Source organism: Olsenella sp. SW781 (assembly GCF_012027725.1).
GTDB lineage: Bacteria > Actinomycetota > Coriobacteriia > Coriobacteriales > Atopobiaceae > Thermophilibacter.
In genome coordinates this window covers 45,904-67,143 of sequence record NZ_SJOU01000011.1, presented here as the reverse complement: position 1 = coordinate 67,143, position 21,240 = coordinate 45,904, and the positions used below count along the sequence as shown (strand labels likewise).

Sequence of the window (21,240 nt, the reverse complement as noted above, 5' to 3'; positions counted from 1 at the left end):
CCCACCGGCTACGAGTACTACGCCATCACCGGCCTGTGCTCCCCGCGTATGCGGGGATGATCCCTCGTCGAAGAGCGCAGAAAGAAGCTCTCCCGCGTGCTCCCCGCGTATGCGGGGATGATCCCGGCCGCTATCGCCGCTGTTGCGACGGTGAACTGTGCTCCCCGCGTATGCGGGGATGATCCCTCGCCCATGGAGGTCGTGAGCCGATCGCCAACGTGCTCCCCGCGTATGCGGGGATGATCCTTGCATAGCGTCGAGACCAAGCACGAGGCGGTGGTGCTCCCCGCGTATGCGGGGATGATCCCCAGCCCACCGCGCACGTCTTCTCGCAGGACGGGTGCTCCCCGCGTATGCGGGGATGATCCTACCATCAACCTCTGGCAGCGCAACATGTTCGCGTGCTCCCCGCGTATGCGGGGATGATCCTGGTCAGCTTGACGGCTCCGCCAGTGGCCTCGGTGCTCCCCGCGTATGCGGGGATGATCCTCCCACGCCGATGTTCCCTGTGCTGGGGTTGTAGTGCTCCCCGCGTATGCGGGGATGATCCCGGAGTGACGCTCAGAACCGATGAAACTGGTCTGTGCTCCCCGCGTATGCGGGGATGATCCCTTCCGCGCTTTGCCCGCCAGCACGTGGAAGAAGTGCTCCCCGCGTATGCGGGGATGATCCCTTCCGCGCTTTGCCCGCCAGCACGTGGAAGAAGTGCTCCCCGCGTATGCGGGGATGATCCCATTCTCACGGGCACGGCGAGCGGCCTTGTCGCGTGCTCCCCGCGTATGCGGGGATGATCCCACGCTCGTGGTCGCGGACGGCGACGTGATGATGTGCTCCCCGCGTATGCGGGGATGATCCCGGGGACGCCATCTTCTGCCAGTCGAGCAGGGCGTGCTCCCCGCGTATGCGGGGATGATCCTCCCCATGCAGACGAGAAAGACGATGAAAACCGGTGCTCCCCGCGTATGCGGGGATGATCCCGGGAGGTGGCTTGATGACTGATGAGATGTTCGGTGCTCCCCGCGTATGCGGGGATGATCCCGGGAGAAAGTAGAGGCGTCGAAACACGCCGTCGTGCTCCCCGCGTATGCGGGGATGATCCCCAGTCGAGCGTCGGCTCGTCATCGCCTTTCGAGTGCTCCCCGCGTATGCGGGGATGATCCCCAGATTGAGCGCGAGCACGCCGAGGACTGCTAGTGCTCCCCGCGTATGCGGGGATGATCCCCGGGCGGGCGTCGGCACCGGGGCCACGGCGGGGTGCTCCCCGCGTATGCGGGGATGATCCCTTCCCCGGCGTCGGGACGGACGAGGTCGCCTGGTGCTCCCCGCGTATGCGGGGATGATCCCCCCCCCGCAAGGGCACCACGCTCTCCGGCCACGAGTGCTCCCCGCGTATGCGGGGATGATCCTACCCCCCGACGCCGAAGCATCGGGGGTATGCGTGCTCCCCGCGTATGCGGGGATGATCCCGTCGCAGAGCACCCGAAGAGCGCGCACATGCGGTGCTCCCCGCGTATGCGGGGATGATCCCCGGAGGGGACAGATGAGAAGGAAGCGGAAGGAGTGCTCCCCGCGTATGCGGGGATGATCCTCGCCACCGGCTCGCCGTCCCACTGCGCGCGCAGTGCTCCCCGCGTATGCGGGGATGATCCCTCGGCCTCGTACTCGTCTACGCCCATGTGGCCGTGCTCCCCGCGTATGCGGGGATGATCCCTGCCTGCTCGCGCCTGCGGGCGGCATCATCGTGGTGCTCCCCGCGTATGCGGGGATGATCCCCACAGCACCCACGGCCAGCTCGGTGATCAGGAGTGCTCCCCGCGTATGCGGGAATGATCCCACCGCCAAGACCAAGGCGCTCAAGGCCCCGGCGTGCTCCCCGCGTATGCGGGGATGATCCCGCGCTCAAGTCGACCGTCAACCAGCTCATCTCGTGCTCCCCGCGTATGCGGGGATGATCCCGACTCGATCGCGGGATGGCTCTCCACGATGCGGTGCTCCCCGCGTATGCGGGGATGATCCCGCGGCGATCGTGGGGGAGGGGAGCTACGTCTTGTGCTCCCCGCGTATGCGGGGATGATCCCTCGGTGACCATCGGCACCGGCGCGCTAATGCAGTGCTCCCCGCGTATGCGGGGATGATCCCTTGTCATCCAGAAGCTCCTGTAGGCGCCCGTAGTGCTCCCCGCGTATGCGGGGATGATCCCGCCGTGGGCGGCGACCTCAACGACTTCGCGACGTGCTCCCCGCGTATGCGGGGATGATCCCGCGACGTTCGGCTGCGAGAAGACCGAGCAGGCGTGCTCCCCGCGTATGCGGGGATGATCCCTCGGCCATCCACGGCCACTCGCAGAAGGTCGCGTGCTCCCCGCGTATGCGGGGATGATCCTGGCCCGGTGGACAGCGTCGCGCAGTCGAGGTCGTGCTCCCCGCGTATGCGGGGATGATCCCCAGGTCTGCTACCGCACCGAGGCCATGCTCGGGTGCTCCCCGCGTATGCGGGATGATCCCGGCGTCCGCAGCCTGTACGACCGCATAACCGGGTGCTCCCCGCGTATGCGGGGATGATCCCGTCCCGATCGTGACGTCCCCGGAGGCGTACTGGTGCTCCCCGCGTATGCGGGGATGATCCCACCTTGGAGGGCTACGCATCGGCCATTCGACGGTGCTCCCCGCGTATGCGGGGATGATTCTCGGGACGCTCACGGCATCAGCGACCTTCGTGGGTGTTCCCCGCGTATGCGGGGATGATTCCACGTCGGAGATGAGGTCTCGCCCTCCGAACTCGTGTCCCCGCGTATGCGGGGATGATCCCGCGCGCTCCGTCTCTGGCGCCAAGATTGCCAAGTGTTCCCCGCGTATGCGGGGATGATCCCTGCGGCTGGGACGCCGGCGTGTCGCCGTCCTGGTGCTCCCCGCGCATGCGGGGATGATTCCGACGACCTCGGAGCGGCCGACGTGCGCCCATAGTGCTCCCCGCGTATGCGGGGATGATCCCAACGCCGACCGGGACTGGGCGTGGGCGGCGGCGTGCTCCCCGCGCATGCGGGGATGATCCCTGGCCGTTGTAGTAACCGATCTCCACCGTGGTGTGCTCCCCGCACGAGTGGAGATGTTCCTGATGAGGGGCCCGTCTCGCGTGGCCCCCTCTTTCATGGGCTTTAGCCCGTGCCGCGCGGTACGCGCGGCACAGAAAACCACCCGCTCAGCGGGTGGAGGGCACCAATTGCTACGCAACAAAACACCCTCCCCTCTAGCATGGTGATTGTTCAGGTCGCCGGCCCCGAGGGGAAGGTGATTGCCGTGGCCCAGAAGGCCAACAGCCTCGCGCACACGAAGTGGCTCTGCAAGTACCACATCGTGTTCGCACCAAAGTATAGAAGGAAGGTCATCTACAACCAATACCGCAAGGACCTGGGGGAGATTCTCAGGCAGCTGTGCCAGTGGAAGGGCGTCGAGATCATAGAGGGTCACCTGATGCCCGACCACGCGCGCATGCCGGCCGGCATCCCGCCCAAGATCAGCGTGTCGAGCTTCATGGGGTACCTGAAGGGGAAGAGCTCGCTGCTCATGTTCGACCGGCGCGCGAACCTCAAGCACGAGTTCGGGAACAGGAGGTTCTGGGCGGAGGGCCACTGCGTCTCCACCGTCGGGCTCAACGAGGCGACGATCGCGAAGTACATACGGGAGCAGGAGCGCGCCGACATCGCCCAGGACAGGCTGAGCGTCAAGGAGTACGAGGACCCCTTCGCGAGGGGCCCGCAGAACAGGAAGTAGGCGCGCCGCCGGTTCGACCGGCCCGCCACGAGTCAAGGGGCTATCGGGCCTGAACGCCAGTTCAGGCCAGGGGCTTGAGCCCCTGGCCTGGGACCCTAGGGTTATACCCTAAGAGCAAACCACCCGCTATGCGGGTGGTCGTGATTTTCTTGTAGGGGGTACGGTTAAGCTCCGACTGCGTATCTTTGCTGATGGCGGTTGTACTGCAGTATCGAGGTGTGACGCACGGCGGAACATCCATGGAAGAGCTCTCAGCAGATTCGGAAGGTTGATGGGACAGGAACCCCAGATAATCAACCAGCCCGACGTCCTTCTCGCCAGCCGGCACTTATGAGTGCCCGCAAGGAGTGCCGGCAAGGGTGAGGGGTTTCTGACAGAAGTGCCGGCTGATTCTCGGCGTTTGGCGAGAAGTGCCGGCTGGGGATGGCGGGAGAGCCGGCACTCATGAGTGCCGGCCGGGAGTGCCGGTTGGGGGGCCGGCCGACCGCCCGCCCGAGCGCGGCAGCCAAGCCGAACGAACGCGCCGTGCACTGGTCGTGGAGTGGTCCTTCTCGGCATGCCGTTCGCAGCCGCAAACGTACCGTCTGCGACACCGCAAAATTTCCTCTTGAAACACGCTTGAAAAGTGGGAATATATGGGCTAACAAACATTTTGTTTGGATACCAGACAAAAAGTTGGCAAGTACGGAAAGCACGGCAAGCGCGAGAGCGCAGGCGGGAAAGCCGCCAGAGCACAAGGAGGAAGCGTTGAGCGAGAAGATCAAGTGGGTCGCCAACAAGATGCCTAAGAGCGACGATCGCCACCTCGGCATCATGTCCCTCGAGAACGTGGAGGCGGCGCGCAGCTTCCACCAGAGCTTCCCGCAGTACGACGTCACCCCGCTCGCCAAGCTGGACGCGCTGGCGGGCGAGCTCGGCCTCAAGAACCTGGCCGTGAAGGACGAGTCCTACCGCTTTGGCCTCAACGCCTTCAAGGTGCTCGGCGGCTCCTTCGCCATGGCCAACTACATCGCGGGCAAGATCGGCCGCCCGGTCTCCGAGATGACCTACGACTACCTTACGAGCGACGAGCTCGCGCGCGACTTCGGCCAGGCCACCTTCTTCACCGCTACGGACGGCAACCACGGCCGCGGCGTGGCCTGGGCCGCCAACAAGCTGGGCCAGAAGGCCGTCGTGCACATGCCCAAGGGCAGCGTGAAGAGCCGCTTTGACAACATCGCCGCCGAGGGCGCCGAGGTCACCATTGAGGACGTCAACTATGACGAGTGCGTCCGCATGGCCGCCGCCGAGGCTGAGGCCTGCGAGAACGGCGTCATCGTCCAGGACACCGCCTGGGACGGCTACGAGGAGATCCCGTCCTGGATCATGGAGGGCTACGGCACCATGGCCTCCGAGGCGGCCGAGCAGTACGCGGCGGCCGGCGTGGAGCGCCCGACGCACGTCTTCGTGCAGGCCGGCGTCGGCAGCCTGGCCGGCGGCGTTGTGGGCTACTTCACCAACCTCTTCCCCGACAACCCGCCCACCTTCGTGGTAATGGAGGCCGACACTGCGGCCTGCCTCTACAAGGGCGCCCTCGCCGGCGACGGCGACCCGCGCATCGTGGACGGCGACATGCCCACGATCATGGCGGGCCTGGCCTGCGGCGAGCCCAACACGCTGGGCTGGGACATCCTGCGCAACCACGTGTCCGTGTTCGTGAGCTGCCCCAACTGGGTGGCAGCCAAGGGCATGCGCGTGCTCGGCGCCCCCAAGAAGGGCGACCCGCGCGTCATCTCCGGCGAGTCCGGCGCCGTGGGCGCGGGCCTGGTCACGACCCTCATGGAGTCCGACGAGTACGCCGAGCTCCGCGAGGCCATCGGTCTCACCGCGGAGAGCTCCGTGCTGCTCTTCTCGACCGAGGGCGACACGGACCCGGTGAACTACCGTCGCGTGGTGTGGGACGGCGCGTACCCCGCCGAGTAGGGGAGAGCGAGAAGAACAGGTTCTTCTCGGCAGAAGACTGGTAACGAGGGCGTCAGAAAGGACGTAAGCAAAATGGCCAAGGAACTGGATTTCGAGCAGATCAAGAGCGCGGCGGAGGCGTACGGCAAGGACATGACCGCGTTTCTGCGCGCCATGATCTCCCACCCGAGCGAGTCCTGCGAGGAGGGCGAGGTCGTGGCCTGCATCAAGGCCGAGATGGAGAAGCTCGGCTTTGACAAGGTCGAGGTCGACGGCCTGGGCAACGTCATCGGCTGGATGGGCGAGGGCGACAAGATCATCGCCATCGACTCGCACATCGACACCGTGGGCATCGGCAACCGTGACAACTGGGAGGCCGATCCCTACGAGGGCTACGAGACCGACGAGCTCATCTACGGCCGCGGCGGCTCCGACCAGGAGGGCGGCATGGCCTCCGCGACGTACGCCGCCAAGATGATGAAGGACCTCGGCCTCATCCCCGAGGGCTACAAGATCATGGTCGTGGGCTCCGTCCAGGAGGAGGACTGCGACGGCATGTGCTGGCAGTACATCGTCAACAAGTACTTCGACGGCCCGGAGGACGCGCGCGAGAAGATCGAGTTCGTGATCTCCACCGAGCCCACCGACGGCGGCATCTACCGTGGCCACCGTGGCCGCATGGAGATTCGCGTTGACGTGCACGGCGTCTCCTGCCACGGCTCTGCGCCCGACCGCGGCGACAACGCCATCTACAAGATGGCCGACATCATCGCCGACGTCCGCGCCCTCAACAACAACGGCTGCGACGAGTCCACCGACATCAAGGGCCTCGTCAAGATGCTCGACCCCAAGTACAACCCGGAGCACTTCGAGGACGCCCGCTTCCTGGGCCGCGGCACCTGCACCGTGAGCCAGATCTTCTACACCTCGCCCAGCCGCTGCGCCGTGGCCGATAGCTGCGCGATCTCCATCGACCGCCGCATGACCGCCGGCGAGACCTGGGACTCCTGCCTCCAGGAGATCCGCGATCTGCCGAGCGTCAAGAAGTACGGCGACGACGTCAAGGTCTCCATGTACATGTACGACCGCCCGAGCTGGAAGGGCACCGTCTACGAGACCGAGGCGTACTTCCCCACGTGGATCAACGCCGAGAGCGCCGCTCACGTCCAGGCCCTCGTTGACGCGCACCACGCGCTGTACGGCGACGAGCGCATCGGCTGCGAGCCGTCCATGGACAAGCGCGGCGGCCGTCCGCTGACCGACAAGTGGACCTTCTCCACGAACTGCGTGTCCATTCAGGGCCGCTATGGCATTCCGTGCGTGGGCTTTGGCCCCGGCGCCGAGAGCCAGGCGCACGCGCCCAACGAGGTTACCTACAAGCAGGACCTCGTGACCTGCGCCGCGCTCTACACCGCCGCGCTCAACCTCTACGACCCGTCCAAGAAGACCGGCGACGTCACCGTCTTCCGCGCTGGCGCCACCGACAACGACATCCAGTAGCGATGCGCGGGGCGTGCAAAAGGGACAGTCACTTTTGCACGCCCCCAGAACCGAAGAATCGGACCGTGCAAAAGTGACTGTCCCTTTTGCACGCAGAAAGGAAATGACAATGGCCAAGGACTTCTCCGCGCTTCTCGACGAGCTCAAGGGCTACGACTTCTCCGGCATGTACAACGCCGACTTCCTGCACACCTGGGACAAGACCACCGACGAGCTGCGCGCGCTCTACGCCGTGGCCGCGGCCCTGCGCAACCTCCGCGAGCGCAACATCTCCTCGCGCATCTTCGACTCCGGCCTCGCCGTCTCGCTCTTCCGCGACAACTCCACGCGCACGCGCTTCTCGTTCTCCAAGGCCACGAACCTGCTGGGCCTCCAGCTCCAGGACCTCGACGAGGGCAAGTCCCAGATCGCCCACGGCGAGACCGTCCGCGAGACCGCCACGATGATCTCCTTCATGGCCGACGTCATCGGCATCCGCGACGACATGTACATCGGCAAGGGCGACGCCTACATGGCCGAGGTCGCCGAGTCCGTCGACGAGGCCTACAAGGACGGCGTGCTCGACCACCGTCCCACGCTCATCTCCCTGCAGTCTGACTCCGACCACCCGACCCAGTCCTCCGCCGACATGCTCTACCTCATCGAGGAGTTTGGCGGCCTGGAGAACCTCCGCGGCAAGAAGGTGGCCGTGACCTGGGCCTACTCCCCGAGCTACGGCAAGCCGCTCTCCTGCCCGCAGTCGCTCATCTCGCTGCTGCCGCGCTTTGGCATGGACGTCACGCTGGCCCACCCCGAGGGCTACGACCTCATGGGCGACCGCGTGGAGGCCGCCAAGGCCTACGCCGCCGAGTCCGGCTGCACCTTCAAGCAGGTGAACACCATGGCCGAGGCCTTCGAGGGCGCCGACATCGTCATCCCCAAGAGCTGGGCTCCCTACGCCGCCATGGAGAAGCGCACCAACCTCTATGCCGAGGGCGACGACGCCGGCATCAAGGCGCTCGAGAAGGAGCTCCTCGCCCAGAACGCCACCCACATGGACTGGTGCTCCACGCGCGAGCTCATGGCCAAGACCGCTCACGGCGACGACACGATCTACATGCACCCGCTGCCCGCCGACATCTCCGGCGTCTCCTGCGAGCACGGCGAGGTCATGGCGGACGTCTTTGACATGCACCGCGTGGGCATGTACAAGGAGGCCAGCTACAAGCCGTACGCCATCGCGGCCATGATCTTCCTCCAGAAGGTCAAGGACCCCGTGGCCACGCTCGCGGAGCTCGAGGCCGCGGCCAAGCCCCGCTGGAACCAGGCCTAATCGCTCGATTCCCCAGAGTTGCCTAAAAGGGGACAGGCCCCTTTTAGGCAACTTTTCTATTCAGGAGAGGAACCATGGGTAAGAGAATCGTCATCGCCCTCGGTGGCAACGCCCTGGGCAACAACCTGCCCGAGCAGATGGAGGCGGTCAAGCACACGGCGCGCGCGATCGTGGACCTCATCGAGCAGGGCAATGAGGTCGTGGTTGCCCACGGCAACGGCCCGCAGGTGGGCATGATCCAGGAGGCCATGACGCAGCTCACGCGCTCCGACCCCGAGAAGTACATCCCGTGCCCGCTCTCCGTGTGCGTGGCCATGAGCCAGGGCTACATCGGCTACGACCTGCAGAACGCGTTGCGCGAGGAGATGCTCGACCGCGGGATCGACGTGGGCGCGGCCACCGTGCTCACGCAGGTCGAGGTTGACCCGAACGACCCCGCCTTTGCCAACCCCACCAAGCCGATCGGCGCCTTCATGACGCGCGAGGAGGCTGACCGCATGATCGCCGAGCGCGGCTACGAGGTGGTGGAGGACGCCGGGCGCGGGTATCGCCGCGTGGTGGCCTCGCCGCGGCCGGTGGGCATCGTCGAGCTGGACACCATTCGCTCGCTCGTGGAGACCAACCACGTCGTGGTGGCCTGCGGCGGTGGCGGCATCCCCGTGTTCAAGACCGAGGGCAACCACCTCAAGGGCGCCGCGGCGGTCATCGACAAGGACTTCGCGGCGGCGCGCCTGGCCGAGCAGCTTGACGCCGACTTCCTGGTGATCCTCACGGCCGTGGAGAAGGTCGCCGTGAACTTTGGCAAGCCCGACCAGCAGTGGCTGGACGAGCTCACGCCCGAGACGGCCGCGCGCTACATCGAGGAGGGCCAGTTCGCGCCCGGCTCGATGCTGCCCAAGGTCCAGGCCGCGCTCGCCTTTGCGCAGTCCGGGCCCGGCCGCTCGTCGCTGATCACGCTCCTCGAGCGCGCGGCCGACGGCATCGCCGGGAAGACGGGTACCATCGTACGTGGGTAGGGTCGCTGAGCTCGGGTTCTTCTCGCCGGCGCGCGATTATCGCGCAGAATCCGCTTCAATATCGTATAGCCGCAGTTGAGATGTTCGCGCATTGCGGATTCTGCGCGAAAATGAGCGAGAAGAACGCCGACGCAGCGAGAGACGACACGGCGAGAGACGGCGCGGCGAGAAGAACGAAGACGCGGCAAGAAGGACGGTGAAGCGCGGGCATGAGGCCTGACCTCAGGGCATATCTTCTGGGTGACGACGGGCACCGGGTCTTCGGGCCCGGCCCCGTCGACCTGCTGGAGCGCGTGGGCGAGCTGGGCAGCCTGCGCGCCGCGGCCATCGAGATGGGCATGGCCTACACCAAGGCCACGCGCCTCGTGCGCGACGCGGAGCGCGCCTTCGGCTTTGCGCTCACCGAGCGGACCGTGGGCGGATCCGGGGGAGGCGGGTCCCAGCTCACGGCCGAGGCGCGCGAGCTCATCGAGCGCTACCGCGCGTTCGAGCGCACGAGCCGCTGGGCGCTCTCGGCGTCCTACGAGACGTGCTTCTCGGGCTTTGCCGACGTGCCGCGCCTGGGCTGCGTGGTCATGGCGTCCGGCGAGGGCGCGCGCTTCGGCGGCGCGCCGGGCGAGAAGCTCGTGGCTCCGCTGGCCGGCGTGCCGGTGCTCGAGCGCACGCTCGCCGCGCTGCCGGCGGACCTCCTGGACGTCGTGGTTGTCACGCGCTGGGACGCGGTCGAGGAGCTGTGCCGGCGGCTCGGCGTGCGCTGCGTGCGCGCGGCGGGCCCGCTCAAGAGCGACACGATGCGCGCGGGCCTGGAGGCGCTGGGGCATCGCGCCGGCTGCCTCTTCGTGACCGGCGACCAGCCGCTCCTTAGCGAGAAGAGCGTGCGCTCGATGGTCGCGGCGCTCACGCACGAGCCCACGGCGATCGTGCGCCTGGCGTGGCGGGGCAGGGCGGCGAACCCGGTGCTCTGGCCAAACGACACGCTCGGCGCGCTGGCAAGGCTGGAGGGCGACACGGGAGGGCGCGTCCTTCTCGACGGCCACGCCGAGCTGGAGGGTCGCGTGCGCCTGGTGGAGGCCGCCGACGAGCGGGAGCTCGCCGACGTGGACACGCCCGAGGACCTCGCGCGCCTCGAATGTGAGACAAAGGGGACAGGTTCTTTTGTCTCATTTCAAAAATAATGAGACAAAAGAACCTGTCCCCTTTGTCTCACGAGGAAGGAGGGCCGATGAGGAGGATTCTGGCAAACGGCACGCTGGTCACGCCGGAGGGCCTGCGCCGCGGCGACCTCGCGCTGGGGGGCGACAAGATCGTGGGCCTGGCGGCTCACATCGAGCCCGCGCCCGGCGATGAGGTCGAGGACGTGAGCGGCTGCTGGGTGTTCCCCGGCTTCATCGACGCTCACACGCACCTGCAGTGCTGGACCGGCATGGACTGGACGGCCGACAGCTTTGAGACCGGCACGCGCGCCGCTGCCTGCGGCGGCACCACGTGCATCGTGGACTATGCCACGGCTGACCGCGGCGTGACGATGGACGAGGCGCTGGCCGAGTGGCACAGGCGCGCGGAGAGCGGCGCCGGCTGCACGGCCAACTACGGCTTCCACATGGCCATCGCCGAGTGGGGCGAGGACAGCCCCGCCCAGATGCGCCGCATGCGTGAGGCGGGCGTGAGCAGCTTCAAGACCTACCTCGCCTACGACCACCTGCGACTCTCCGACGCGGAGACGCTCCGCTGCCTGGAGGTCGTGCGCGACCTGGACGCCGTGCTCTGCGTGCACTGCGAGAACGGTGACGTGGTGAACGAGCTGCAGCGCCAGGTGCTTGCGGCCGGCATCACGGGCCCGGAGGGGCACCCGCTCTCCCGCCCGGCCGAGGCCGAGGCGGACGCCGTCTCCCGCCTGCTCTACCTGGCTAAGATCGCAGGCGCCAAGGTGAACGTGGTGCACCTGTCCACGGAGCTCGGCCTTCTCGCCGTGCGCGCCGCACGCGCCCGCGGCCAGCGGGGCATCTACGTGGAGACCTGCCCGCAGTACCTCACGCTGGACGACACGCGCTACCTCGAGGACGGCGACGACGGCTTCGCGGGCGCCAAGTACGTTATGAGCCCGCCGCTGCGCAAGCCGTCCGACGTGCGCGTCCTGCGCGGCGCGGTGCTCGCCGGCGAGGTGGACTCCATCGCGACGGACCACTGCTCGTTCAACCTGCACGGCCAGAAGGACCGCGGTCGGCCGGACCAGGGCGGCGACTTCACCAAGATCCCCAACGGCGGCCCCGGCATCGAGCACCGCCCGGCCGTGATGGCCACGACCTTCGAGGGCCAGCTCGGCCCCGAGGGGCTCTGCCGCCTGCTGTCGGAGGGCCCGGCGCGTACGTTCGGCCTGTGGCCGGAGCGCGGCCGTTTGGCCGTGGGCGCCGCCGCTGACGTCTGCGTGTGGGACCCGTCGCCGCGCTGGACCATCAGCGCGGCGACCCAGCACCAGGCCGTGGACTACACGCCGTGGGAGGGCCTCGAGGCGCACGGTCGTGCGCACCTCGTCTACGTGGGCGGCGAGCTCGTGGCCCGCGACGGAGAGCCCACCGGCGCCACCCCCGGCCGCTACGTGGCAAGATAGTCGATAGTGAGACAAGGGGGACAGGTTCCTTTGTCTCATTAAATAAGAAATGAGACAAAGGAACCTGTCCCCCTTGTCTCACGGAAGAAGGAGAAGAACATGGCAATCGAGGCAATCGTCACCGACAAGGCGCCCGCGGCGCTCGGCCCCTACTCCGCCGCCGTGGCCGCGACCGGCACGCGCGCGATCCACGTGTCCGGCCAGCTGCCGATCGACCCCACGACCGGCGAGTTCGCGGGCGACGACATCCAGGCCCAGACGCGCCAGAGCCTGACCAACATCAAGAGCATCCTCGAGGCCGCCGGCGCCTCCATGGCCGACGTCGCCGAGGTCACCGTCCTTCTGGACGACATCGCCGACTTCGGCGCCATGAACGAGGTCTACGGCGAGTTCTTCGCCGCGCCGTACCCCAGCCGCGCCGCCTTCGAGGTCGCCGCGCTGCCCAAGGCCGCCAAGGTCGAGATCAAGGCCGTGGCCTACCTGTAGCTCCCGAGGGCCGAGCCTCACGAACGAGGGCGTCCCGCCTCCTTTTCCTGCAATAACGTTCTTGCATTTTGCAATGTAACGTTGCATCAGGAGGAGGCGGGACGCCCTTTTTCTTGTCTGCACGTTAATTGAACGCCAATCCCGGCCGTAACCTCATCCGAGCGGCACCAAGCGACGCTCGATAAGTACAGGAAATAGGATGCATGTATGTATAGATGCACCGCGGCGCCTCAAGGCTGAGCGTGAGGCGTCCTGCTACCTTTCCCGTCTCCACGTGCATTGACGCACCTAACAACATGCAAAAACGTTACGTCATAAGTCATGTGGACATAGTGTGAAACCCTTCCCGGACCCACAAGGTATTATGGCCCCCCTCACATACCAGTTGAATCCGACCGCACGCCGATGAACGGGAAAGATACCCGATGGCATACGAGTGGTATCACGTCATATAGCTGCAAGTTTCCTACCTAATTCAAAATAATTTGCAGATTTAGGGTTAGTTGAGGCTTATGGAGCTATAAGATGTTGGGGTCAATAAAAAGTGGGTGGGGGTCTAATTATCAAATGATAAGAGACTCACGCACGCATACTCGAGGGCGCGTTGCCCGACGGCAGGTCGGATAGTAAGGGAGTGTCATTGTGAGAGCCTTGCGCAAGAAAATGACAATGGGAGGGGGTCTGCTCCTGGCGTTCTGCCTGGCGACGGTGCTGGGCTTTGCGTATACGCTGACGTCCCCCACGAGCTCGCTCGCAGAGGAGCCCGCCGCCGCGGGCGAGTCCGCGACCTCCGCGTCCTGGGCCGATGCCGTCGTCGAGGCGGCCGAGGGCCAGCTCGACGCCGTCGTGGACCCGAGCGAGGGCTGGAACGTCCAGTTCGTCTCCGACTGCCTGAGCGCGGCCGGGGTCGAGGGCATGCCCGAGGCCGACGACGCCCAGGCGTGGCTCGACGCCCTCCAGCAGAGCGAGGACGAGCTCTACGCCGCCCCGGCCGACCACGAGCCCGCCGCCGGCGACATCGTCTTCTTCGCCGGTGACGAGAAGGACGCGGACGGCCAGGCGCTCGCGGGGACCATGGGCATCGTGTCCGAGGTCACCCCGGCCACCGATGACGCGCCCGCGCAGATCGTCGTCATCGAGGCCAACGAGGACGGTACCGTTACCTCCGACACCTACCCCGTGGACGACGGGGCCATCCTCGGCTACGGCCTGCTCCCCGAGCAGCCGGTCGAGACCGTCGCCGCCTCCGAGGAGTCCGAGGGCGAGAAGAACGAGGGCACCGTCGCCCTCGACAACACCCTCACCTATGAGGCGGAGGACTACACCGTCGCCGTGAAGGTCTCCGGCGAGGCCACGGTCGCCGACGGCTCCGAGCCCGCTCCCGAGTCCGACGGCCTCACCATGAACACGACCGCCCTCGACGCGAGCGCTCCCGCGTACCAGGCCGCCGAGGCCTACGTCGAGGACAGCGATCCCGAGAGCGTGATCAGCGTCTCCGCCCTCGAGTTCGAGTTCGTCTACAACGGCCAGGCCCTCGACGTCTCCGACTGCGAGGTGACCGCCGAGGTCACTCCGAGCGACAAGCTCCAGGAGGCGGCCAACGCCATCGAGACCGATGAGGAAACGTCCGACGAGGCCGAGGTCGGCGTTGCCCTGACCGCGCTCCAGAGCGCTGAGGGCAGCGAGGCCGAGGAGCTCGACACCGTGATGGTCGAGAAGGACGCGACCGAGCGCCCGACGATGACGCTCGCGCTCAACGCCGCCGCGCCCGCGCTGCAGCTCGTTGCGCGCTCCTCGCTCAACCCGAAGTTCACCGTGCAGTACTACGCGAACCTCGAGGTCACCGACCGCGACTCCGGTGGCTACCTTGAGATTATCGATACGAGCAACGGTGGAAACAACCAGGGAGGCAAGCTTCCCGTCAACGGGACCGATCCGGCAACTACTGGCCTCTACCTCGTTGAGGCCAGCAACGGCAAGCGTGAGATTCGTACGCACAATGAGCTCACCAAGCTCTACACCGAAAACGAGTACAGCTACTTCGAGGCGCCGAGCCTTCCGTACGTGAACATCTTCCGTCAGAACGGTAACTACACTGCCAATGAGGTGTGGGTGCTCAAGGACGGAAAGGACCCCTCGAGCACGAACGAGGCCGACTGGGACGTCAAGAAGGGCATCGTCGACGCGACGGAGCTTCACTTCACCAACAACCCGGACAAGGCCAATGAGCTGAACACCATCCTCATCAAGGAGGGCACCGTCATCCGCCTTGTTGCCAACCAGACGAAGAGCAACTACGAAAACGCCGCAACGTTCTACGACTACGACATCACCGATGATGGCTGGACTACGTGGGACGGAACGCATGGTTCACACGGCATCAACAGTAGGAGCAACTACTCCGGTTCTGGTGCCAAGCTCGCCTTTGGTAACGCCAACACGGGCACGGGCCTTCACAATCAGTCCTGGAACGGCAATACGCTCAACCAGTACAACCGCTCCGGCAATGGCCTTCTTGGCTGCACGTTTGGACTGGTAACGGGCCTCGATAAGGACGGCCACATCATCTATGCTTCCGGTGTCGACGCCCCCAACCTTTTCGACGACGGGACTGCAACGGGTAAGTCTACGTATACGGACTGGTCGCTTGGGTTTAACCGCGAGGGTGATACCTACACGCTGAGCTCCGTCAACGGTGCTGGTCTCGACGGCCTGGAGTACTTCAACAACCCGCAGACTCCCGGCAAGGATCCGTACACTCATATTTGGACTAACAATTTCTGGCCGATGGATGGGCGTCCCGGGAAGGATGGCCTTACTGGCAAATATGATAATCGTGGCGACTATGTTGGCTACGGTGGCAACGACATGTACCCGACCAGCGACGATGGCATAGCCCACAACAACATGTTCGGCATGCAGTACGAGGTCAAGTTCAAGCTGACCGAGGACTATGTCGGCCCGCTGGAGTACTACTTCTTCGGTGACGACGACATGTGGGTCTTCCTCGATGGCAAGCTCGTCTGCGACATCGGCGGCGTTCACAGCTCCGTTGGTGCATACGTGAACCTGTGGGACTACATCGCCAAGGGCACCGAGGGCGAGCACACGCTCAAGTTCTACTACACCGAGCGCGGCCTCTCCGGCTCCACCTGCTACATGCAGTTCACGCTGCCGTCTGTCTCCTCGGTTACCCCGTCGTACCAGAACAGCCAGCTCAAGATTCAGAAGGAAGTTGTGGGCACGGCCGACACCAGCGCCGAGTTCAGCTTTGACATCACCATCGATCACGACACTCTGCCGGTCCAGAACTCCGACTACTCGATCGTCCGCTATGACGCGCAGGGCAAGCGCATCGAAAGCTCGCTCCTGACCGGCGGCGAGGGCACCTTCAAGCTCAAGGCCAACGAGTACGTGATCATCGACTACCTGCAGCATGGGACCGAGTACACCATCACGGAGACAGGTGCCGACGGCTTCTCGGTCAGCAACAGGATTGACCAGAATGCAACGACCCAGTCTGAAACAGCGGTGGGCACGATTGCCCAGGGCAAGGGCAGTATCGTTCTCTTCACCAACACGACGCGACCCAAGCTGCCCGACACCGGCGGGCCGGGCGTGCTCGTCCTCACCCTCGGCGGAGCCGCCCTCACTGCGACCGCCATCACGTATGGGTTCCATCAGCGGAAGCGTTCTTCTCGCTGAGCGATTGAATCGGGTTCTGTAAGCAAGTACCAAATGGGAAGGAATGAGAGGAAGTAAACCCATGAGGCATTTGAAGAAATTCTTTGGAGCGGTCGTTGCCGCGCTCATGGTCTTCGCCATGACCGTGACCCCCGCGTTCGCGTGGAACAACGTTGACGGTCCGAACGGCAACGGTTCCATCACCATCAACAACGCCGAGGTCGGCCACACCTACAAGGCCTATCAGGTGCTCGAGCTCGAGAGCTACAACGAGACCGCCAACGCTTATACCTACAAGGCTGCCAACTCCCAGTGGGAGACTTGGCTCAAGGGCCAGACTTCCTATGTTTCCGTTGACGCTCAGGGCTATGTGACCTGGGTTGCCGCAGATGACGACGCTACGGTTGCTGCTTTTGCGAAGGCTGCTCTTGCGTACGCCGAGGCCAACAAGATTGCTCCCACCGCTACGCAGACCGCCACTTCCAGCACGGTGACGTTCTCCAACCTGAACCTTGGCTACTACCTTGTGGACACCACCCTCGGTACGCTCTGCTCGCTCAACACCACGACCCCGGATGTCGAGATGATCGAGAAGAACGTTGAGCCTCCTGTGAAGAAGGAGGTCAAGGAGGACTCCACCGGTAACTGGGGCGAGGAGAACACCGCCGAGATCGGCCAGACCGTTGAGTTCAAGACCACCATCGGTGCCAAGCCCGGCGCCGAGAGCTACGTCCTTCACGACGTTATGTCCGCCGGCCTCACGCTCGACCCCGATTCCATCGAGGCTTCCGGCCTCAACAAGGGCCAGGACGCCGAGTCCGGTGACTATCACGTCGTCACCACCGGCCTCTCCGATGGCTGCACCTTCGAGGTCGTCTTCCACCAGTCCTACCTCGACACCATCACCACTGACACCGACATCGTCGTGACCTACGACGCCGTGGTGAACGAGAACGCGGTCATCGCTGGTGACGGCAACTCCAACAAGACCCAGCTCAAGTTCGGTGAGGATAGCAATTACGAGTCCACCTGGGACGAGACCAAGACCTACACCTTCAAGGTCGATGTCGTGAAGACCGATAGCGAAAAGAAGGTTCTCGACGGCGCCCAGTTCAAGCTCTATGACGCCAAGACCGACGGCAACGAGATTGCCCTCGTCAAGGTCTCCGACGGCGTGTATCGCCTCGCCAAGGACGGCGAGACCGGCGTCGAGTACATCACCACCGTCAACGGCGAGCTCGAGATCAAGGGCTTTGACGCCAACACCACCTACTACCTTGAGGAGACCAAGGCTCCTGACGGATACAACAAGCTCGCCGAGCGCGTTGAGATCGCCGTCAAGGATGCCAACCTCGAGGCTTCCGTCTCCAACGGCGTCTATCAGTCTGGTGGCGTTCACGTTGAGAACAAGGCCGGTTCCCTCCTGCCCACCACTGGTGGCATGGGCACCACGATCTTCTACGTGGCCGGTGGCGCCATCGTCGTCGCGGCTGCCGGCACGCTCGTGTACCGCAAGCGCATGGAGAACAACCGCTAAGTAGGATCTGACGCCCGCACGTCGGGCAGAACCCGCCAGCCGGGGAGGCGCAGCGCCTCCCCGGCAGACGCGGGAACCACGATAGCCCCACGGCTACAGTGGCAAGGAGAGGCCAGCGTGAGAAAGAGCACCACCAAGAGAAGAGCGTCAAACGTCGTCCTTATCGTCCTTCTCGTCGCCGGTTTCTCCCTGCTGCTGTACCCAACGGTAAGCAACCTTTGGAACTCAATGAACATGTCGAAGGCGATCGTCGATTACTCGGAGGAGGTGTCGGAGTTGGACGCGGAGCAGTACGTCGCGTTCTGGGAGCGCGCCGAGCGCTACAACCAGGAGCTTGCGCAGGATCCGGACCGCTTTGAGATGAACAACTCCGAGCGCGCCGACTACGAGAGCCAGCTCAGGGTGTCCGACACCGGCATCATGGGCTCCATCGACATCCCGAGCCTTGGCGTCTCCATGCCGATCTATCACGGCACGGAGGAGTCCGTCCTGCAGGTCGGCGCGGGTCACATCGAGGGCAGCTCGCTTCCCACGGGAGGCAAGGGCACGCACTGCGCGCTCTCGGGTCACCGCGGCCTGCCGAGCTCCAAGCTGTTCTCGGACATCGACAAGCTCGAGGTGGGGGACACCTTCGTCCTCAACGTGCTCGACCGCACCCTGACGTACGAGGTCGACCAGATCCTCACCGTCGACCCGTACGACATGGAGGCGCTTGCCATCGACCCGGAGCAGGACTACTGCACGCTCGTCACGTGCACGCCCTACGGCATCAACACGCATAGGCTCCTGGTGCGCGGGCACCGGGTCGCCAACCGCGTGACCGAGGATACGGTAACTCACGACACGACCAGCCCCGCCCTGCTCATGGCAGGTGCCGGCGTGGCGCTGGTCGCAGCTGGAATTGCCCTGCGAGTGGCGTCTCGCAGGAGAGGCTAGGAGGAACAACGCATGAAGTGGCTCAAGAGACTGCCGATGCTCGTGGTGATGGTGCTGGCGCTTTGCCTCACGAGCGTTCCCGCATACGCCCACGAGGTGCCGGACGCGTCGCGCAGGGGGACGATCTCCGTCACCATGGCGTATGACGGCACGCGGGTCCCGGGCGGCTCCGTGACGCTCTACCGCGTGGGCGACGTTGTCTCCGACGACGGCAACTACATCTTCACGCTCACCTCTGAGTGCGCGGCGAGCGGCGTCTCCCTTGACGACCTCGAGTCCCCCGAGGCCGCGCAGGCGCTGGCCGACTGGGCCGTGTCCCACGGCCTGAGCGGCGTCACCGTGCCGGTGGGCGATGACGGCGTGGCCACGTTCACCGACGTCGCGCTCGGCCTCTACGTCATGGTGCAGCACGACCCCGCGACGGGCTACTACGCCATCGACCCGTTCCTCATCGGCATGCCGCTGACCGAGGACGGCTCCTACGTCTACGACATCGACGCCAGCCCCAAGCTGGAGCTCGAGAAGAAGCCCACGCCGCCCCCGACGGAGGAGGAGAACCCCGAGACCGGCGAGGCCGAGCTGCCCATCGTCCCGCTGCTCGTGGGTGGCGTCGTGGTCTGCGTGGCCGGTGCCCTGCTCATCAGGAGGAAGGGCGACTCCACCGACAAGTAGGCGCTGCCTCAGAACGTCCTGTCTGCCCCTCTCGGCTCATGGCCGGGAGGGGCTTTTGCGTGGCGCGGGAGGGCGCCGGAGGCCGCGAGCCTCCGTGCTGGGCCGGCGAGAAGAACGGCGGGCTGCAGCGCTGACGTTTGCCAAGGTCTCGAGGTTCTTCTCGCCAGGCGCGTGCGGCTATGCCGTGTGGAGCTCTGGTGAGGTGCCGTTGTGCAGGCTCCCGATGACGGCGGGGATGGCGAGAAGCGCCGCGAGCTCGCGGGCGCGCTCGGGGGCGGTCTCCGCCTGGTTGACGAGGGCGACGTCTGCGAGGGCCTCCGCATTGGCGGCGCGGGCGACGAGCTCCGGCGTGGCGAGGTCGTCCGGCGCGCAGCCGGTGAGCTGACAGAAGATCTCGGGGCGGTGGACCCTCTCGCGCACGGGGCGGTCGAGGCCGGACGCTCCGAGCACGAGGACCGTGCGGTCGGAGCGCGCGGGGATGACGGGCTCCCATGCGGCATGGGCCTTCAGGGGGAGCCGTCGCGCGCCGTCCGCCTCCACGATCACGTAGTCCGCGAGGTCGGCGAGGGCGTCGATGCCGAGCTCGGGGACGGTGAGCTTGATCTTCTCGCCTCTTTTCTCTGACTCGGATGCAACGCAGATGACGCGCGAGGTCTCGAGCGCGCGTGACAGAGTGTACATATGCGGCGATTTGAGGGTCAGAACGCCCTCAAACGGCAGGATGTGCGTAGTCGTCGTGAGTACGACCGTGCCCGGAAGCTCGCGTGCCAGGGCCGTGAGCAGCGACGTCTTGCCGCCGCTGCCGATGACGGACGTCACGCCGGGCGTGATGTCGAGTACCTCGGCAAGTGACATGCCTGCCTCCTCAGGTGACGGGACGGTTCGTCGTCAGCGATGCCGGTCGCGCGCCCGCTCCGAGCATGCCGTGGCGCACAGTTCAGGGCTGCGCAGGGGCGCAATCTGTGCGATGGGGCATGCTCGTCGGCCCTTCTCGAAGGGGCGTCGGCGCGCGCAGCTCCTCGACACAATCCTACCGTCTGCCGCATTGTAGTTTGCAGAGTATAACGACCTATTACTATTTTTCAGGCAAGCAGACCGATTTTCGGTAAACGAGCGAGGAGAGAACATGGCGGACACGATGCTCACGATCGACGCGCGGGGCGAGGCGTGCCCCATCCCCGTGGTGCGGACCCTGAAGGCGCTGGGCGCGCTGGCCGGCCCGGGCGCGGTCGAGACGCTCGTGGACAACGAGATCGCGGTGCAGAACCTCACGCGCATGGGCGAGGGCAAGGGCTGCGCGGTGACGAGCGAGCGCCTGGGCGAGAAGGAGTGGCGCGTGACTGTGATCACGACGGTTGCGCTGGGCGTGAGCGATGCCGAGGCGGAGTCGGCGACGTGCGAGGTGCCGGCGCCGGGTGCAGCGGCCGAGGGGCCCGCGCCGCGCCGCGTGGTGGTGGCGATCACCTCCGAGTGCATGGGCACCGGTGACGACGTGCTCGGCAGGAAGCTCATGGGGAGCTTCGTGTACTCGCTCACGCAGCTCGACGAGCTTCCCGCGACCGTGCTGTTCTACAACGGCGGCGCGCACCTCAGCTGCGAGGGCTCGCCGGCGCTCGAGGATCTGCGCGGCCTTGCGGCCTCCGGCGTGGAGGTGCTGACCTGCGGGACCTGCCTCGACCACTACGGCATCGCGGACACGCTGGCCGTGGGCGAGGTCACCAACATGTACGTGATCGCGCAGCGCCTGACCGGCGCGAGCCTCGTGGTGCGGCCGTAGC

Annotated in this window: 14 protein-coding genes and 1 CRISPR repeat array (1 of these 15 only partly in view); of the genes, 13 read left to right on the top strand and 1 reads right to left on the bottom strand. The window is 65.6% G+C overall.

The features are described from left to right. A CRISPR array of direct repeats spans positions 1-2,444; the repeat unit is 29 nt; unit sequence GTGCTCCCCGCGTATGCGGGGATGATCCC; it reaches 2,773 nt to the left of the window's first position. Between the two features lie 807 nt (positions 2,445-3,251). From tnpA to E0L17_RS07595, 12 genes are all read left to right on the top strand, one after another. After that, a complete protein-coding gene (tnpA, locus tag E0L17_RS07650) occupies positions 3,252-3,770 on the top strand; it encodes an IS200/IS605 family transposase (protein WP_206109065.1) in 519 nt (172 codons plus the stop codon). Between the two features lie 747 nt (positions 3,771-4,517). Next, positions 4,518-5,732, top strand: coding sequence for a diaminopropionate ammonia-lyase (gene dpaL, locus E0L17_RS07645; RefSeq protein WP_167930661.1), 1,215 nt, complete (start codon positions 4,518-4,520; stop codon positions 5,730-5,732). A 72-nt stretch (positions 5,733-5,804) separates the two neighbouring features. Continuing rightward, positions 5,805-7,211: a YgeY family selenium metabolism-linked hydrolase gene (locus E0L17_RS07640; protein ID WP_206109064.1), complete on the top strand. Its 1,407-nt coding sequence runs from the start codon at positions 5,805-5,807 to the stop codon at positions 7,209-7,211. 109 nt (positions 7,212-7,320) lie between these two features. Continuing rightward, positions 7,321-8,523 (top strand): knotted carbamoyltransferase YgeW, encoded by a 1,203-nt coding sequence (ygeW, locus tag E0L17_RS07635; RefSeq protein ID WP_167930660.1) that lies wholly within the window; start codon positions 7,321-7,323, stop codon positions 8,521-8,523. Positions 8,524-8,597: 74 nt separating this feature from the next. Beyond that, the gene (gene arcC / locus E0L17_RS07630; RefSeq protein ID WP_167930659.1) at positions 8,598-9,539 is read left to right on the top strand and encodes a carbamate kinase; all 942 of its coding nucleotides are present in this window, start codon (positions 8,598-8,600) and stop codon (positions 9,537-9,539) included. Between the two features lie 209 nt (positions 9,540-9,748). Continuing rightward, entirely contained in the window at positions 9,749-10,714 is a 966-nt protein-coding gene (locus tag E0L17_RS07625) for an NTP transferase domain-containing protein (protein ID WP_167930658.1), read from the top strand. A 47-nt stretch (positions 10,715-10,761) separates the two neighbouring features. After that, positions 10,762-12,147 carry a dihydropyrimidinase gene (gene hydA / locus E0L17_RS07620; protein ID WP_167930657.1) on the top strand — a complete coding sequence of 462 codons (1,386 nt, stop codon included), beginning with the start codon at positions 10,762-10,764 and terminating at the stop codon, positions 12,145-12,147. Between the two features lie 99 nt (positions 12,148-12,246). Further along, complete coding sequence (locus E0L17_RS07615; protein WP_167930656.1) at positions 12,247-12,633, top strand: Rid family detoxifying hydrolase; 387 nt, start codon at positions 12,247-12,249, stop codon at positions 12,631-12,633. Between the two features lie 669 nt (positions 12,634-13,302). Beyond that, positions 13,303-16,338: a DUF7601 domain-containing protein gene (locus E0L17_RS07610; RefSeq protein ID WP_167930655.1), complete on the top strand. Its 3,036-nt coding sequence runs from the start codon at positions 13,303-13,305 to the stop codon at positions 16,336-16,338. Between the two features lie 61 nt (positions 16,339-16,399). Next, positions 16,400-17,854, top strand: coding sequence for a SpaH/EbpB family LPXTG-anchored major pilin (locus tag E0L17_RS07605; RefSeq protein ID WP_167930654.1), 1,455 nt, complete (start codon positions 16,400-16,402; stop codon positions 17,852-17,854). A gap of 117 nt (positions 17,855-17,971) precedes the next feature. After that, positions 17,972-18,790 (top strand): class C sortase, encoded by an 819-nt coding sequence (locus E0L17_RS07600; RefSeq protein ID WP_167930653.1) that lies wholly within the window; start codon positions 17,972-17,974, stop codon positions 18,788-18,790. A gap of 12 nt (positions 18,791-18,802) precedes the next feature. After that, entirely contained in the window at positions 18,803-19,462 is a 660-nt protein-coding gene (locus E0L17_RS07595; RefSeq protein ID WP_167930652.1) for an isopeptide-forming domain-containing protein, read from the top strand. A gap of 177 nt (positions 19,463-19,639) precedes the next feature. Here the strand turns inward: E0L17_RS07595 and yqeC are convergent, their stop codons facing one another. After that, the gene (gene yqeC / locus E0L17_RS07590) at positions 19,640-20,317 is read right to left on the bottom strand and encodes a selenium cofactor biosynthesis protein YqeC (RefSeq protein WP_167930651.1); all 678 of its coding nucleotides are present in this window, start codon (positions 20,315-20,317) and stop codon (positions 19,640-19,642) included. A 271-nt stretch (positions 20,318-20,588) separates the two neighbouring features. Here yqeC and yedF point away from each other — a divergent pair, with 271 nt between their 5' ends. Next, on the top strand, positions 20,589-21,239 hold the full coding sequence (gene yedF, locus E0L17_RS07585) for a sulfurtransferase-like selenium metabolism protein YedF (protein WP_206109063.1): 651 nt from the start codon (positions 20,589-20,591) through the stop codon (positions 21,237-21,239). Position 21,240 lies beyond the last annotated feature (1 nt).

Coding starts and splice junctions, on each gene's coding strand:
- E0L17_RS07605 (WP_167930654.1), top strand. CDS start 16,400: ATGAGGCATTTGAAGAAATTCTTTGGAGCGGTCGTTGCCGCGCTCATG.
- ygeW (WP_167930660.1), top strand. CDS start 7,321: ATGGCCAAGGACTTCTCCGCGCTTCTCGACGAGCTCAAGGGCTACGAC.
- yedF (WP_206109063.1), top strand. CDS start 20,589: ATGGCGGACACGATGCTCACGATCGACGCGCGGGGCGAGGCGTGCCCC.
- E0L17_RS07625 (WP_167930658.1), top strand. CDS start 9,749: ATGAGGCCTGACCTCAGGGCATATCTTCTGGGTGACGACGGGCACCGG.
- E0L17_RS07610 (WP_167930655.1), top strand. CDS start 13,303: ATGGGAGGGGGTCTGCTCCTGGCGTTCTGCCTGGCGACGGTGCTGGGC.
- yqeC (WP_167930651.1), bottom strand. CDS start 20,317: ATGTCACTTGCCGAGGTACTCGACATCACGCCCGGCGTGACGTCCGTC.
- E0L17_RS07615 (WP_167930656.1), top strand. CDS start 12,247: ATGGCAATCGAGGCAATCGTCACCGACAAGGCGCCCGCGGCGCTCGGC.
- tnpA (WP_206109065.1), top strand. CDS start 3,252: ATGGTGATTGTTCAGGTCGCCGGCCCCGAGGGGAAGGTGATTGCCGTG.
- E0L17_RS07640 (WP_206109064.1), top strand. CDS start 5,805: ATGGCCAAGGAACTGGATTTCGAGCAGATCAAGAGCGCGGCGGAGGCG.
- E0L17_RS07595 (WP_167930652.1), top strand. CDS start 18,803: ATGAAGTGGCTCAAGAGACTGCCGATGCTCGTGGTGATGGTGCTGGCG.
- hydA (WP_167930657.1), top strand. CDS start 10,762: ATGAGGAGGATTCTGGCAAACGGCACGCTGGTCACGCCGGAGGGCCTG.
- arcC (WP_167930659.1), top strand. CDS start 8,598: ATGGGTAAGAGAATCGTCATCGCCCTCGGTGGCAACGCCCTGGGCAAC.